Origin of the sequence: Cupriavidus yeoncheonensis (assembly GCF_905397275.1) — a bacterium.
In the GTDB taxonomy this organism is placed as follows: domain Bacteria; phylum Pseudomonadota; class Gammaproteobacteria; order Burkholderiales; family Burkholderiaceae; genus Cupriavidus; species Cupriavidus yeoncheonensis.
In genome coordinates this window covers 353998-367471 of sequence record NZ_CAJPUY010000001.1, presented here as the reverse complement: position 1 = coordinate 367471, position 13474 = coordinate 353998, and the positions used below count along the sequence as shown (strand labels likewise).

Below are 13474 nucleotides of genomic sequence, written 5' to 3'. Positions count from 1 at the left end.
GCTTTGCCATGCCGTCCTTGCCAGCCCGGTGTGGATCACTCAACCTGCCGCGAAGTGACGGAAAAGCACGGTTGTCATCATAATTTGATGTGCCCGTCGTACGCTGGATTCACAGGGTGGGGGCCATTTGCCACTGGCGAATGACAATTTTTGACGAGATTCGCTCCCGCCCTGTCTCGCATGGAATCTTCCGGACGCCTCGCCGGTTTCCGGGAATGGACGCGTGACCCCGCGGGCGGCGGCGTTGAGCCTAGACTTCATTCACGCTTGCGCCGTATCCCCGGCGCGCGTTCCAGAAGTGAGGTGCATCATGATCCGTTTCCTGGCCGCCGCGGTACTCTGCGGGATGACACTGAGCATGCTCGGCTGCGCTGCCCCGCAGATGGGTGCCGACAATTCGCATCGCTTCAACAGCGATCCCTACAACTACGAGTTCAGCCGGAACCTGTAGCGAAACCGGGTGTGACCCGGGGCGCGATCGTTCGACGCCGCTGACGGTAGGCGTTCATGCAAGGCCGGGTTCGACCCGGCCTTTCTTGTGTGCGGTTCCGGCGCGCCGCGTCGACGGGGTAGCGCCCGGTCGATTCTGCCTGCGTACCCAGGCGCCAGTCCTCCAGCCCTCCGGCCCTTTTCCCCTGTGAACCTTCGCTGCTGATCCGCACGCTGCCCGCATGTCCGGACACCTTTCCAATTGGCGGGACGATTGGGTTAATGCGTTCCCGGCGGCAGCCCATACCCTTGCTGCGCCGGTCAATGACCGCGCAAGAACCATATCGTCAGACAGGACGGAACAGCGAGGAGAAAGGCATGAAGAGAAGGGGAGCATTCTTGGTGGCGGCGATGGCAACGGTGCCGGGCATGGCAGCGGCACAGTCGGGGGTGACCCTTTATGGCGTGGCCGATCTCTACACCGAGTATGTCAAGTCCGGGGGGAACCATGTCGCCCGGGTCGAGGACGGGGGGCTGTATCAGTCGCGCTGGGGCTTGCGTGGCATAGAGGAACTGGGGCAAGGGACGTCCGCCGTATTTACCCTGGAGTCGGGGCTGGCGCTCGACAGTGGCACGGCCCAGCAAGGCGGGCGGCTGTTTGGCCGTCAGGCTTACGTCGGCCTGAGCAACAAGAACTGGGGTGCGCTGACGTTTGGCCGGCAGAACACGCCGATCTACTACATCGAAGGGCAGGCATCGGCCTTCGGCTTCTCGCCGTATGGCCCGCTCGGTCGACTGCAGAACAGCGGCCCCGCAGGCAGCAGCCTGACCGCGCGCGCCGACAACTCCGTGCGCTACGAAAGCCCCGAATTTGGCGGGCTGCAAGGCAGCGTGATCTATTCGTTCGGAGCCGAGCGGACCTCGGCTCCGCTCGACGCAGACCGGTTGGGGGGCATCGGGCTGACCTATGCCAACGGTCCGCTGTGGCTTGGCCTGGCCTATGAGCGCACCTACAGCATCAACGCGGTGGCCGATGCCGACCGCGACGAGCGCGCGATCGGTGCTACCTACGAATTCCCCTGGCTGAAGTTGTTCGCCAACGTACGGCAGGCCACGCGGTGGGTGCCGGGGCAGGCGACGCTGAAGGACCGTGGCTTCCACGTTGGTACGACCATTCCCGTCGGGGGCGCCGGACTGGTGCTGCTTGCGTACGGCATGCAGCAATCGGTCGGCACGTCCAACCGGGGCCAGCAGGCGTCGATCGGCTACCAGTATTCGATGTCCAAGCGCACGACGCTCTATGCCAACGCCAGCAAGATCTGGAATACGAACAAGGCCAACTACACGTTCTCCAATATTCCCAATGAGGTGACGGCGAACAGCGTTTCCGATCCGCGCGGTGTGATGATGGGTATTCGCCATCTGTTCTGATCCTCGCCCGGCGGTACGTTGACCGGTCGCCGTGCCAGCACGGTGCCGGCGCCCGCGATCGCGTCAAGCATAGGAGATTCCATGAAACGCTCTGCCTTAGCCGTGGCCATCGGGCTGCACCTGTCCTGCGCGTCGGTCGCATCCGCGGCAAGCGTGATACCGATGCAGACCCTGGGCGCGGACGCGGCGATCCGCCTTGCCGAGGCCGCCAGACGCTTCGCCGCGGACCGCAAGGTCCCGGTCAGCATCGTCGTGGTTGATGTGTCCGGCCACTTTCTCAGCGGGGTGAGAATGGACGGTGCCCCGTTTGCGACCTTCGATGTCGCCCGCGGCAAGGCCATTGCGTCGGCGGCGACCGGCGGTGCCTCCGGTGCGGACCTCGTGAAGCGGTATCAGGCCAATCCCATCGTCTTCGGACAGATGAGTTCGCTCGTTTATGGCGGCCCCGTCTTTCCGTCGCAGGGGTCCCTTGGTGTCTTCGTTGATGGCCGGTTGGTCGGGGCTGTCGGCGTGAGCGGGGGACCGTCGGAGGTGGACGAGGAGATCGGCCGCCGCGGCCTGGCCGCGATCGGCGCGACAGAGACGCCTTGAACAGCGGATGTGCCTGACGTGCCCATTGGCGCATCCTTGGTGCCGCATCCGTGGAACGCCTGCCGTTGCGCAAGTTCGGCAGCCGTTCCGGATCGCCGGGGGCGTCAGGTACGGCCGCGGTGATCAGCGGCCGTCAGGAAACGCTCGATCCGCGTGGCCAGGTCCACGGGTGTCTCGTCCATCGGATAGTGGCCCGCATTGGGAATCTCGTCGATGGCCAGGTCGGCGAATGCCCGGCCGTACGTTTGCTGCATGACGTCGACGGTCAGCGAGGGGTCGTGCTCACCCACCAGCAGCAGCGTGGGAATCGTGGTGCCGGCAATGTCGGCAGAGAAATCGGTGTCGGCCCATGCCCGGAAGTAGGCGGCAAACGCATCGGGGTCGGCATGCTCGACCGAGGCCCGGACAATCCTTTCCACCCAACGGCGGCTCAGGCGGGCGCCGGTCGAATGGTCGACCACGGCGACTCTTGCCGCGAACTCGCAGGCGGCGCGCTCGAACAGCGAGCGTGTCGGCACGTCGAACGGCACGGGAGTCGGGGGCACCGGCGTGATGCCGACCATGGCGTTGACGCGTGCCGGGGCAAGCATCGCGACCGCCTGCATGGCCTTGCCGCCCATGGAGTGTCCCATCAGCGAGAAGCGTTGCCATCCCAGTTCATCGGCCAGGGACAGCACATCGGCGGCGATTTCCTGCAGGTCGAATCCGCCCGGCATCCTGCGCCGGGACCCGTAGCCCCGATAGTCGATAAAGGCGTAGGTGAAGCGATCGCCGTCGAGCACGTCGACAAGCGGCCCCCATCCGCCTGCATGGCCGAACCAGCCATGCAAGCCGATGACATGGATGGGGCCGTTGCCAATCGTGGCGACGGTGCCGTTCTGGCTTTGATGCATTGCGTTTGCTCCGGTCGTTGGTCTGGCGTTCCATGTTGCATGAGCCACCGCGGCACGAGCGAAGCGCGCATCAAGTTCTTGGACATTCCGGTAAGTGCGGGCCATGCGACCGCCGGCGCTGGCCGCTGAGCGTACCGATAGCGCAGAACGGAGGACGTTTTGGTAAACCGCTCCCCAAATGGGGAAGCGCCTTGTGTCCGGATCAGCGAGAGTACGAGCCCGGGCCGACCCTGTCGCCCGTGCATCGCGATTCACAAGGAGACCAGAGTCAATGCAAAGCCGGAATGCTCCGTCACGCCTGACTGCCCCGCGCCGGGCGGCCACGCTTGCCGCCGTCGTGGCGGCCATCACTGCCACGGTTGCCGTGGCTGTCGCGGGCCTGCGGCCGGGCAGCGCCAACGCCGCACAGGACACCAACGCACAGGGGGGCTGGAAGCCGTCCAGGCCCATTACGTTCATCGTGCCGTTTCCGCCGGCGGGCATCAACGACGTGCTGGCCAGGACCGTGGCGCAGCGCCTGTCTGCCGCACTGGGGCAACCCGTCGTGGTGGAGAACCGGCCAGGCGCCAGCGGCAACATCGGCGCGGAGGCGCTCGTGCGCGCGGCACCGGACGGCCATACGATCGGCATCCTGAACAGCATCCATGCCGTCAATGCCGCCTTCTACCGCAAACTGCCCTACGACGTGACGCGCGATCTGCTGCCCGTGGCGCCGCTGGGCGAGTCGCCGCTGGTGCTGGTCACGAACCCGCACACGCCCTACAAGACCGTTGCCGAGCTGATTGCGTATGCCAAGGCCAATCCGGGCAAGGTCAACTACGGCGGCCCGACCAGCTATCCGCTCGAGATGATCAATACGATGGCCGGTGTCAATATCACCAATATTCCCTACAAGGGGAGCGGCCCGACCATCAACGACATGATCGCCGGGCACATCGACCTGGCGACGGGGCCGCTGCTCGAGTACATGCCGCACGTGAATGCCGGCAAACTGAAACTGCTGGCAGTTGGCAACGCGAACCGGCTCAAGACCCTGCCCAGCGTGCCCACCGTCGCCGAGAGCATTCCCGGCTATGACATCACCGTCTGGTATGGCGTCTTTGCCCCCAGGGGCACGCCGGCCCCCGTCGTCGAGCGGCTGCGGAGCGAGATCCGCGCCATCATGAGCGACGCCGCGATCCGCGACAAGATGACCGCACTGAGCGTTGACACCGCCTTCAGCCAGACCGGTGTCAACGGCCTGACCACGCGCCTGAGCAGCGAAACCCAGCGCGCGCACAAGATCGTTGCCAAAACCGGCGGGTATCTCAACTAGGCCGCCAATGCTGATCGCGAGGATCCGGACGTGAAACTTCCTGTCGAGCGCCTGCGGCTGCCGGCCTGTCTGTCTGCGTTGCTCGCGCTGATGCCGGCGCTGCCGTCGCTGGGACAGCCAGCACCGGCAGCACCGGCAGCCGATGCGTCGCTGCGCGCGCCGCAGAAGGTGGCGCAGGTCTGCGCGGCATGCCACGGCAACACCGGCCAGAGCGTGCAGAAGGCCTATCCGAGCCTGGCAGGCCAGAACGAAGACTACCTGTTCAAGCAAATGCGGCAGTTCCAGGCCAGTGCGAGCGGGGTCGCACTGCGCCAGGACGCCACGATGGCCGCCGTGGTCGAGGGCCTGGGCGAAACGGAAATGCGCGAGCTCGCGCACTACTTCAGTCGCCAGGCGCCTGCGCGGGGGCAGGCCGACCAGCCGCATCTGGTCGAGGCGGGCAAGGCCATCTACTGGAAGGGCAATCCGTCCAGCCGGCTGCCGGCCTGTGTTTCATGCCATCGGCCGAACGGTGAGGGCATCGCGCCGGATTTTCCGCGCATTGGCGGCCAGCAGCCGGAATACGTGGCCAGGCAGCTCCACGCGTGGAAGTCCGGTACGCGTGGCGGTCCCGGCAAGCTGATGAGCCTGCTGGTGCCGTTGATGACAGACGAGGAGATCGCTGCAGTTGCCCAGTATGTGGCGCAACTGCATTGATCCGATGTGACGCATCCCGCCGTCCAGCGGGGAAACACCCGCGGACGGCTCAACAGAAAGGAACCGGAACGATGATGATTGACAGGAGACACTGGCTGAAAGCCGCCGGCGCTCTCGGCCTGGGTGCCGCGTCGCTGCATGCGGGGGCACAGGGCAAGGCGGGACGCAATGCGGCATCTGCCGTGCCCGGGGTTGCCCCGCTACCCGTGGTACGGCCGGGCAGGACCCACCGGATCGAGTCCGCCAGCGAAACCGTGCGCGTGGGCATTCTCGACCCGAAAGCGGCGCCGGTGGCCAGCATCGAGTCGGGCGATCTCGTGATGTATCCCAATACCTGGGTCAACTGGGCCAACGGCGCCGCGTACGGCATGAGCTTTGAAGATCGCGAGCCGGTGCGCAAGCGGTTTCCGCAGGGACCTTACTCGAATATCGGGCCGGTGGAGCTGCGCGGGGCGATGCCCGGTGATGTGGTGGAGTGCCGGATGGTCCGGCTGCGCCCGATTGGCTGGGGATGGAACTCCGCGCCCAAAGGGGTCGGTGCATTGCCGGGCGATTTTGCCAAGCCGTACCTGCGCTATTTCAAGTTCGACGAGAACCGCCAGTACACCGAGTTCGCGCCGGGCATTCGCGTGAAGCTGGCGCCGTTCCAGGGCGTGATGGCGGTGCAGCCTGCCGGCGACGAAGCGGTCAGCGGCATCCTCAGCGGTCCGTATGGTGGCAACCTCGTGTTGCGCGAACTGGTCGAGGGCACGTCGCTGTTCCTGCCGGTCCAGCGGCCGGGTGCGATGATCTGGACCGGGGACTCGCATGCCGCGCAGGGCGACGGCGTGGTCAACCAGACGGCCATTGAAACCGCGATGGAAGACATGCGGATCCAGTACATCCTGCACAGGCAGCGGCCGCTGGACCTGCCGATGGCGGAGACGCCCAGCCACTGGATCGTTCTCGGTTTCGGCAAGAACCTCGATGAGGCGCTCGTTGCCTGCCTGCGTCAGATGCTCAACTGGGTGAGTACCGCGACCGGCATGGATCCGCAGGATGTGTACTCGCTCGCCAGCATCACGACGGACTTCCGCATCACGCAGTACTCCAACCAGACGGGTAGCAACTACACGTCGATTCCGGCCAAGACCGTGCACGGCATGCTGCCCAAATCGGTGTTCGACGCATCCATCCAGAACCAGCTGTCGCGCTCGCTGCGCGGCTAGCCGTCAGGCCCAGGGGCGGCGCACGCATCTCAGTCGGCTTGCGCACCGCCCGGCATGCCGGTCCGGCGAAACTCCGAAGGACTGAGCCCCAGGTGCTGGACGAAGAAGCGCGTGAAGTGTCCCTGCGCACTGAAGCCAAGCTGGTGGGCCACGTCGCCGATGCTGGCGTGCCGCTCGGCCAGCAGGCGCGTGGCGATGCCGATGCGGATCCAGTCCAGGTATTGCTGGGGCGAAATGCCCATGCAGGCCTTGAACTGGTGGAACAGCCGGCTGCGCGACATGCCCACCGCGCTGGCGACCGTCTCGACGTTGGGATTTTCCCCGGCATGGCTGCGGATGTACTCGGTGGCGCGCTTGATCCGGTAGTCCAGCGGCCGGGTGCTGGCCAGGACTTCGGTCATCGAGCGCCGCTGAAGGTGGCTGGCCGACACCTTGCGGGCCACTTCCGCGACGGCAGCCTCGCAATCGGGCGAGCCAATGGCCGAGTCGTCCGCCAGATCCCGCGCCAGGCAGGCACCCAGCGCCGACAGGGATGCGATGGTATCCGCTTCCATGCGCACCAGCGTCTCGGCGAAGCGCAGGCCGCTGGCCGGGTTGTCGATGCCGAGCGTGCGCCCGAGCCATTCGGGCTCCAGCAGCAAGGCGAGCAGCAGTGAAGGCGAGCCATCCTGGGCCGTCTTGGCGTGCGTGGACCATGGATTGACCAGCAGCGCGCAATCATCGGTCAGTGTGACCGGTTCTCCGTCGATCCGGAATGTCGCGTCCGTACCGCCGATCTTGAAGATCAGATGGAATTCCGCATGGGCATGCGCGACCAGGGGGCCCGATATCCGGTGGAGGGTGGCCCGGCCGAAGCTGCCGTGGACAATGCGTATCTGGCGGTCCTTTGCCATTCAAGAAATCTCCTTAAAGCAAGGGAATAGGAGCGTTTTCACGGGGAAGATGGCGGCATTCGACCCGCTCATGCTTTGACTCGCAGCCCGTCCACTCCATGTTGCAAACGTTTGCAAAGTGAGGAAATTACGCCATCTGTGCGGCAGTCGTCAAGGGACGGGCGAGACGCGGTGTCTCAATTCGGCCGCACGTGGGAAAAGACGCACACGGACTGTGACGGGCGCACCACCCGGTTGAGCCGGCATCCGCTTGCATCGCGCCGCCAGGTCAGCCACGCATGCAGTAGCCACAGCAGAGGGCGACGACTGCCGGACCGCGCGGCGGCACCGCGTCGGTCCGGCCTTGCTTTAGAGCCCCTTCCTCATTCCGGAATGGGCTCTCAGGCCCAGGGGGCGCCAATGCCGGCCTGGCGGCCCAGCGCTTCCAGCGCGTCGGCGGTCGCAGGCGCGAGTGCGATGCCGCTGGCGTTTCGCACGCAGGCTTCGGCGTAGCCGCGTTCGCCAGGCAGCCGCGGAGGACCTTCGGCCGAGGCGGGCAAGTCGTGGATGGCCGCCGCCAGTTCGGCCAGGTGTTCCTGAAACCGGGAAGGGTCCAGCACCTGGGCGATATCGATCACCAGCATCCACGCGTTCTGCGTGTGGCGCTGCATGGCAGCGGGGGCCAGCAGCGCGGGCGCGAGGATGGGGTGGTTGCCGAGCAGGCTGCAGGCGATCTCGGCCATGAGCGCGAGGCCCGAGCCCTTCGGGCCGCCTAGCGGCAGCGGCGTGGTGGCCAGGCGCGCGTCCGTGGTCGGGTTGCCCATGGCATCGATGGCCCACCCCGGCTCAAGCGGTCTCCCCGTGGCGCGGGCCTGCATGAGCTTGCCGAAGGCAACGGCTCCCGAAGCCATGTCGAACACGATCGGCTCGCAGGGTCCGGGACAGGCCATCGACAAAGGCGCTGTCGACACGCCCGCGACCGAGGCGCCGTGGTAGGCCATCAGCGGCCCCGAAGCAGCCATCGCCATGGCGAACATGCCCTCGCGCGCCACGTGGGCGGTGTGGAATCCGAGCGCGCCCGTATGCGTCGTCTCCCGCAAGAGCACGAGGCTCGCGCCGGCCTTGCGTGCTCCCGCGATCGCGTGCCGGGCGGCAAGCTGCATGCCCAGCGCACCCGCGCAGCGATCTCCCTCGATCACGGTCAGGGCGGGCAGGCTCAGTCCCGGGCGGGGCTGCGCCCGTCCGTTGATCTCGCCGGATGCCAGCCACGCGGCGTACTGCGGGATCCGCGCAACCCCATGTCCGGGCGAGCCCCGCAGGTCAGCCCAGACGAGGCTCTCGGCCACGACGGTCGCGCCGGGTTCGCCCAGCCCGGCCGAGGCAAGCAGGGCCTGCGCGAAGGCCTGCAGCTTGCCTGCGCCGATCGTGCTGGAACGGCTGGCCGTCATGCCGCCCCCGACGCGGCGGGGCGGGCCGGGAAGAACTTGTGCAGCCACTCCGTGACCAGGTTCAGGGCAGCCCGGCTGTCATCGGAGAAGATGAAATGATCGATCTCCGCGAACAGGTGCAGTTCGGCAGGCATCCTGGCATGGCGGAACAGTTCGATCGACTGCTCCGTCGGCGTGACCGAGTCATCGGCCGGATGCAGCAGCAGCAGCGGACGCGGCGCAATGTTGCCGACCACCGCGTTCGGCCGGAAGCGCAGCATGCTTTCGACCACCTCGAACGGGAACTCCATGAAGCTGCCCGCAGGCAGATTGCCGCGCATTGCGGGGGGAATCGGCACGATATCGAAGCGCGAGACCTGCACGGACTGGCCCTTCGCCAAGCGAGCGCGGCCGTCTTCCACCATGGCTTCGAATCGCGCCCACGCGCCGGGAGCGGCATGCTGCTGACGCAGCTTGATCTCGCCATCCCCCCATCCCGCCGACGAGATGCAGGCCACGATGCGGGGGTCCACGCCAGCCGCATAGACCGCCACGGCCGCGCCGAAGCTGTGGCCCATCACGGCAATCTTCCCGGGATCCACTTCGGGCAGGCTCTGCAGGTAGCTGACTGCGTTCAGGGTGTCGCTCACCTGGTCCTCGCACAGCACCTTCCCGAGTTCGCCTTCGCTGTCGCCGCAGCCGCGCATGTCAAAGCGCAGGACCACGTAGCCGAGCGACGAGAACAGGCGCGTCGCAAGCCGCACCATGCCGTCGTCCTTGTTGCTGCCGAACCCGTGCAGCACCGCGATGGCGGGACGTTGCCCGCCATTGGCGAGGTCAGAGGGCAAATGCAGGGCGCCGGACAGGCGGAGCCCGTCGGAGTCGAAAATCACATCCGTGTGCACGCTGGTTTCTCCAAGTTTCGTGGCACACGATGTTGTACGAAATCGGACGGTCGATGGCTGCCCAACCATCCACTGACTTACCGGATCGTCCGCATACTTGGATTTCCGGCGCGGCGATGAGACGCCCTGCGGTGTGGGGCGGAAATTGTGCCGGATAGCCACTGGCGGCCTGCGCCTGATCCGGGCCTGGCCATCCCGGCCCGGATGCGGCCGGGACATGGCGGCTTCAAATGAGGGAGGGCGAATAGGGAAGGGCGGCGCGCAGCGACGTTTCGCGGCGCGCCGCCCTCTCCGGTACTCACCTCTCCGGTACTCACTTTTCGCCGAGGGCGGCCTGCTCGATCAGCCTGGCCACAGCTTTCGGCTGAGAGACATAGATGGCGTGGCTCCCGGGAACCTCGATGACGGTCGCGCTCGCGCGTTTGGCCATCATCTGCTGCGCCGGGGGCGGGATCATGCGGTCGTCGGTGGTCACCATGTACCAGCTGGGCTTGGTCTTCCACGCCGGCTCCGTCACCGCACCGCCCAATGCGTTGACACCCCACGGTACTTGTGACGCGGCCATGAATTCCGCTTCGTCGCGCGGGACATCGCCTGCAAACGAGGCTGCGAACTTCGTCCGGTCCAGGAGCAGATAGCCGTCCTGCGCCGGGAGAATTGGCGGTACCGGGGCGCCGGGGGCCGGGTGGGAGATCAGCGATTGCACCGACTCGCCCTTGTCCAGGGCGAATGCCGCAATGTAGACCAGGCCTTTGACCTTGGGGTCGGTGCCGGCTTCGGAGATCACCGCGCCGCCATAGGAATGGCCGACAAGAATGACCGGGCCGTCCTGTTGTGCAATGGCACGCTTGGTGAAGGCGACGTCATCGGCAAGCGAGGTGGTCGGGTTCTGCACGATGGTGACGTTGTAGCCGTCCCTTTTGAGGATGTTGTAGACCTTCTGCCAGCCGGAACCATCGACAAAGCCGCCGTGCACGAGCACGACATTCTTGGTCGCGAGGGCCGGGTTGGCATTGGCGGCCTTCGCGACGGGGATCAGTGCAATCGCGGCGGCAGTGGCAAGGGCGAGATATCTGGGGCTCATCAGCATTCTCCTGGCTGTGGTTGGAAGTACGAGGTAGAGGTCATGCTTCGGCAGACCATTGGGGGTATGGAAGTACGCGTAGCAACCGCCAGGTTCGCAAGGCGCGGCAGCCACGCCAGCGGTCATGGGGATGCCGCGCGGCGGCACGAGTCCCGGTCGTCAGGGCGGCTCCGGACGGCAGGCTTCATAGAGGTGCCAGACACGTTCCTCGGCCTGGTCGATCCAGATGTCCAGCAGGCCGCTGGTCGCGGTATCGCCGTACGCATCGCACAGGCCATGCGATTCACGCAGACATGACAGCAGCTGCTGGTTGTCGTCGTGGAGGATCTTGAAAATCTGCACGGCCTGCAGCCCCGCGTCATTGCAATCGGCAATGCGCCGTCTGCGTGCGATGTCGCCCACGGAGGTGATTGTCGTGCCGCCAAGTTTGCGGATGCGCTCCGCGAGCGGGTTGAAGACCGCCGAGATCGCAGCGGCGTGTTCGTCGAGCAAGGCGTGGCGCTCGCGGAAATTCGGGCCCGGCACGTGCCAGTGAAACCCCTTTGTCTTGACGAAGAGCGCGAAATAGTCCGCGAGCAATACGTTCAGGGCTCCGGTCAGCTCGCTGATCGCCAGCGCACTGAAGTCCGGATTCGCGTACTGGCCCGCGGGGGCGGACCCTTTTCGGGAGATGGCGGCCATGGCTCTCGACCTTGGGACTTGCCTGGGAAGTCCAGTGTCCTATTCTTCGTAAGCGCCGTATGGCAGATTTCGGATAAGTTTGGCATGTCTGCGCCATCGCCTTGCGGCAAGGGTTGACGACCGGGACGCGTGCCCATGATCCTTGAGGCCTCACTCTGGAGGGAGTTATGGGAGGTGGTTCCGACTACGGAAGCTCGCTGAAGGCGTTTGAACTACCCGAGGCTCCGCGCCTTGTGCTCAAGGATTTTCAGCAGGCTTCCATGGCGCTCACAGAGGTGCGGTCGCCCGCTCAACTCGGGCTGACGACCGCGATTCCCTACGACGAGGCCTTTCTCGTTCAGCTGCGGTTGATGGCATGCCAGGGCGTCGAGTACTTCTGCGAGGGGAAGCATCTGGATGGCATGGATCGAAGCGCGGGGATCATACAATTTCACGACCTTCGACGGGATCCCGTGGCAGTCCTGACGGAACCGTTCCATGTCATGCATATTCGTATTCCGCTGCGCGCCATGCGTGCCGTTGCGGACGACATGAACGCGCCGCCGGTTGACGCGTTGCAGCTAAGTCCCAGCCAGTGCGTTCGCGATCCCGTTCTGCGGAGTCTGTTTCTCGCCCTTCGGCCTGTGCTGAATACGCCGCAAGAGGTGAGCCCCCTGTTCATCAGCCACGTGACGCTCGCGCTGACCGCGCACATTGCCCACCGATACGGGGGCCTTCGCGACCGGACGAAGCCACCGCGCGGCGGCCTCGCGGCCTGGCAGGAACGCAAGGCGAGGGAATTTCTTGACGCAGCCATCGATGGCGATATCTCTCTGAGCCGCCTGGCCGAGGAATGCGGCTTATCGGCCAGGCATTTTGCGAGAGCCTTTCAGCAGTCGTTAGGCGTGCCGCCCCATCGGTACTTGCTCAAGAGGAGAGTCGATCGCGCGAAGGATCTGCTGGAGCGCAGCCCATTGTCCTTGCTCGATATCGCACTGGCATGTGGGTTTGCCGATCAAAGTCACTTCACGCGTGTGTTCCGCGCATCGCTGGGCGTGACGCCGGGCGCCTGGCGGCGCCAGCGCTTTGGCGGCACTGCCGCCTCGGGTCTGGAGGACGACCAATAGGATCGGCCGCCAGCCATGCTGACCGCGGTATCGCGGTCAGCCGCGCGCTGCGCGCCGGGGCGCCTTGGCAGCTTGCGGGGACGGCTGCCGGGCACGTGCCGGCTTCGCCTCCGCCGGTACGGGCTGAACCACGTGCAGCGCGCCGGGCCGCGCTCCAAAGATCAGTTCTTCGACAGTATTCCAGTAGGCGTCCATCACCTTGGGATCGGATGCGGAGAGCTTGCTCGTTGCCATCATTTCCGCGCCGAAGGTCGACAGGGTCGATGTCAGGCTGATCATCAGATAGTGAAGGAGGGCAGGCTCGATGCGAGGCAGGGCGCCTTCGTCCTGGGCTTGCCGGAGCAGCGGCAGCAGCCGTTCGATCATCGGCCGGAGTACGGTATCCGCCAGCCATTGAAGGCGCGGACTGTACTCGAGGATCTCCTGAAGCATGAACCGGTGGAATTCCGGGAAGTTCATCGTGAACTTGAACAGGGCACGGTACAGCAGTCTGACCCCTTCCACGGCACTGGATGGCGGCTCGACGCTCAGATAGCCCTCCCACTCGTGGCCGATGCGCTCGAACACATGTTGGGCAACCGCTTCCCACAGGATGTCCTTGGTCCGGTAGTGGTAAGTAATCAACGGATGCTGCAAGCCGATCCGCTCGGCAATGCTGCGGATGCTCGCCGCCTCGAATCCCTTCGAAGCGAACTCGGCAAACGCCGCATTCAGGATTGCCGTCCGGGTTTCCTGGGCGCGCTGCTGTTCCGCGCGCTGGAGTTCCGGTGGCCGTCGGCCTTGTCTGGTCTGGGTCTGCCTGGAATCCGTGCTCTTCACCATCCGTCCTCCCGTGA

14 protein-coding genes are annotated in these 13474 nt (G+C 65.6%); 7 read left to right on the top strand and 7 right to left on the bottom strand.

Going from position 1 to position 13474, the window contains the following annotated elements:
- Window positions 1-310: 310 nt before the first annotated feature.
- The 3 genes from KHO22_RS01785 (at window position 311) to KHO22_RS01775 (ending at window position 2451) form a co-directional block, all read left to right on the top strand.
- Window positions 311-451: a hypothetical protein gene (locus KHO22_RS01785; RefSeq protein WP_211945363.1), complete on the top strand. Its 141-nt coding sequence runs from the start codon at window positions 311-313 to the stop codon at window positions 449-451.
- A gap of 356 nt (window positions 452-807) precedes the next feature.
- Complete coding sequence (locus tag KHO22_RS01780; protein ID WP_211945362.1) at window positions 808-1860, top strand: porin; 1053 nt, start codon at window positions 808-810, stop codon at window positions 1858-1860.
- Between the two features lie 81 nt (window positions 1861-1941).
- Window positions 1942-2451, top strand: coding sequence for a GlcG/HbpS family heme-binding protein (locus KHO22_RS01775; protein WP_211945361.1), 510 nt, complete (start codon window positions 1942-1944; stop codon window positions 2449-2451).
- 104 nt (window positions 2452-2555) lie between these two features.
- Here KHO22_RS01775 and KHO22_RS01770 read toward each other — a convergent pair whose 3' ends face one another.
- On the bottom strand, window positions 2556-3344 hold the full coding sequence (locus KHO22_RS01770) for an alpha/beta fold hydrolase (protein WP_211945360.1): 789 nt from the start codon (window positions 3342-3344) through the stop codon (window positions 2556-2558).
- Between the two features lie 271 nt (window positions 3345-3615).
- Between KHO22_RS01770 and KHO22_RS01765 the strand changes: the two genes are divergently transcribed.
- The 3 genes from KHO22_RS01765 (at window position 3616) to KHO22_RS01755 (ending at window position 6563) form a co-directional block, all read left to right on the top strand.
- The gene (locus KHO22_RS01765; RefSeq protein ID WP_211945359.1) at window positions 3616-4659 is read left to right on the top strand and encodes a Bug family tripartite tricarboxylate transporter substrate binding protein; all 1044 of its coding nucleotides are present in this window, start codon (window positions 3616-3618) and stop codon (window positions 4657-4659) included.
- 30 nt (window positions 4660-4689) lie between these two features.
- Window positions 4690-5355 (top strand): c-type cytochrome, encoded by a 666-nt coding sequence (locus tag KHO22_RS01760; protein WP_230426702.1) that lies wholly within the window; start codon window positions 4690-4692, stop codon window positions 5353-5355.
- A 71-nt stretch (window positions 5356-5426) separates the two neighbouring features.
- Window positions 5427-6563, top strand: a complete 1137-nt coding sequence (locus tag KHO22_RS01755; protein WP_211945358.1) for an acetamidase/formamidase family protein — start codon at window positions 5427-5429, stop codon at window positions 6561-6563.
- A 29-nt stretch (window positions 6564-6592) separates the two neighbouring features.
- Here the strand turns inward: KHO22_RS01755 and KHO22_RS01750 are convergent, their stop codons facing one another.
- From KHO22_RS01750 to KHO22_RS01730, 5 genes are all read right to left on the bottom strand, one after another.
- Entirely contained in the window at window positions 6593-7456 is an 864-nt protein-coding gene (locus KHO22_RS01750; RefSeq protein WP_211945357.1) for a helix-turn-helix transcriptional regulator, read from the bottom strand.
- Between the two features lie 380 nt (window positions 7457-7836).
- Window positions 7837-8883 (bottom strand): Ldh family oxidoreductase, encoded by a 1047-nt coding sequence (locus KHO22_RS01745; RefSeq protein ID WP_211945356.1) that lies wholly within the window; start codon window positions 8881-8883, stop codon window positions 7837-7839.
- Window positions 8880-9767, bottom strand: coding sequence for an alpha/beta hydrolase (locus KHO22_RS01740; RefSeq protein ID WP_211945355.1), 888 nt, complete (start codon window positions 9765-9767; stop codon window positions 8880-8882). Before KHO22_RS01740 ends, KHO22_RS01745 begins: the two co-directional genes overlap by 4 nt.
- 313 nt (window positions 9768-10080) lie before the next feature.
- On the bottom strand, window positions 10081-10857 hold the full coding sequence (locus KHO22_RS01735; protein WP_230426701.1) for an alpha/beta hydrolase: 777 nt from the start codon (window positions 10855-10857) through the stop codon (window positions 10081-10083).
- 153 nt (window positions 10858-11010) lie between these two features.
- Entirely contained in the window at window positions 11011-11532 is a 522-nt protein-coding gene (locus tag KHO22_RS01730; RefSeq protein ID WP_211945354.1) for a Dps family protein, read from the bottom strand.
- A gap of 167 nt (window positions 11533-11699) precedes the next feature.
- Between KHO22_RS01730 and KHO22_RS01725 the strand changes: the two genes are divergently transcribed.
- Entirely contained in the window at window positions 11700-12638 is a 939-nt protein-coding gene (locus tag KHO22_RS01725; protein WP_211945353.1) for an AraC family transcriptional regulator, read from the top strand.
- 36 nt (window positions 12639-12674) lie between these two features.
- Here the strand turns inward: KHO22_RS01725 and KHO22_RS01720 are convergent, their stop codons facing one another.
- Window positions 12675-13460 (bottom strand): TetR/AcrR family transcriptional regulator, encoded by a 786-nt coding sequence (locus KHO22_RS01720; RefSeq protein ID WP_211945352.1) that lies wholly within the window; start codon window positions 13458-13460, stop codon window positions 12675-12677.
- Window positions 13461-13474: the final 14 nt, after the last annotated feature.

What these genes read in the sequence shown, in the direction of transcription:
- KHO22_RS01785 (WP_211945363.1), top strand. Translation starts at nt 311, where the DNA reads ATGATCCGTTTCCTGGCCGCCGCGGTACTCTGCGGGATGACACTGAGC.
- KHO22_RS01780 (WP_211945362.1), top strand. Translation starts at nt 808, where the DNA reads ATGAAGAGAAGGGGAGCATTCTTGGTGGCGGCGATGGCAACGGTGCCG.
- KHO22_RS01775 (WP_211945361.1), top strand. Translation starts at nt 1,942, where the DNA reads ATGAAACGCTCTGCCTTAGCCGTGGCCATCGGGCTGCACCTGTCCTGC.
- KHO22_RS01770 (WP_211945360.1), bottom strand. Translation starts at nt 3,344, where the DNA reads ATGCATCAAAGCCAGAACGGCACCGTCGCCACGATTGGCAACGGCCCC.
- KHO22_RS01765 (WP_211945359.1), top strand. Translation starts at nt 3,616, where the DNA reads ATGCAAAGCCGGAATGCTCCGTCACGCCTGACTGCCCCGCGCCGGGCG.
- KHO22_RS01755 (WP_211945358.1), top strand. Translation starts at nt 5,427, where the DNA reads ATGATGATTGACAGGAGACACTGGCTGAAAGCCGCCGGCGCTCTCGGC.
- KHO22_RS01750 (WP_211945357.1), bottom strand. Translation starts at nt 7,456, where the DNA reads ATGGCAAAGGACCGCCAGATACGCATTGTCCACGGCAGCTTCGGCCGG.
- KHO22_RS01745 (WP_211945356.1), bottom strand. Translation starts at nt 8,883, where the DNA reads ATGACGGCCAGCCGTTCCAGCACGATCGGCGCAGGCAAGCTGCAGGCC.
- KHO22_RS01735 (WP_230426701.1), bottom strand. Translation starts at nt 10,857, where the DNA reads ATGCTGATGAGCCCCAGATATCTCGCCCTTGCCACTGCCGCCGCGATT.
- KHO22_RS01730 (WP_211945354.1), bottom strand. Translation starts at nt 11,532, where the DNA reads ATGGCCGCCATCTCCCGAAAAGGGTCCGCCCCCGCGGGCCAGTACGCG.
- KHO22_RS01725 (WP_211945353.1), top strand. Translation starts at nt 11,700, where the DNA reads ATGGGAGGTGGTTCCGACTACGGAAGCTCGCTGAAGGCGTTTGAACTA.
- KHO22_RS01720 (WP_211945352.1), bottom strand. Translation starts at nt 13,460, where the DNA reads ATGGTGAAGAGCACGGATTCCAGGCAGACCCAGACCAGACAAGGCCGA.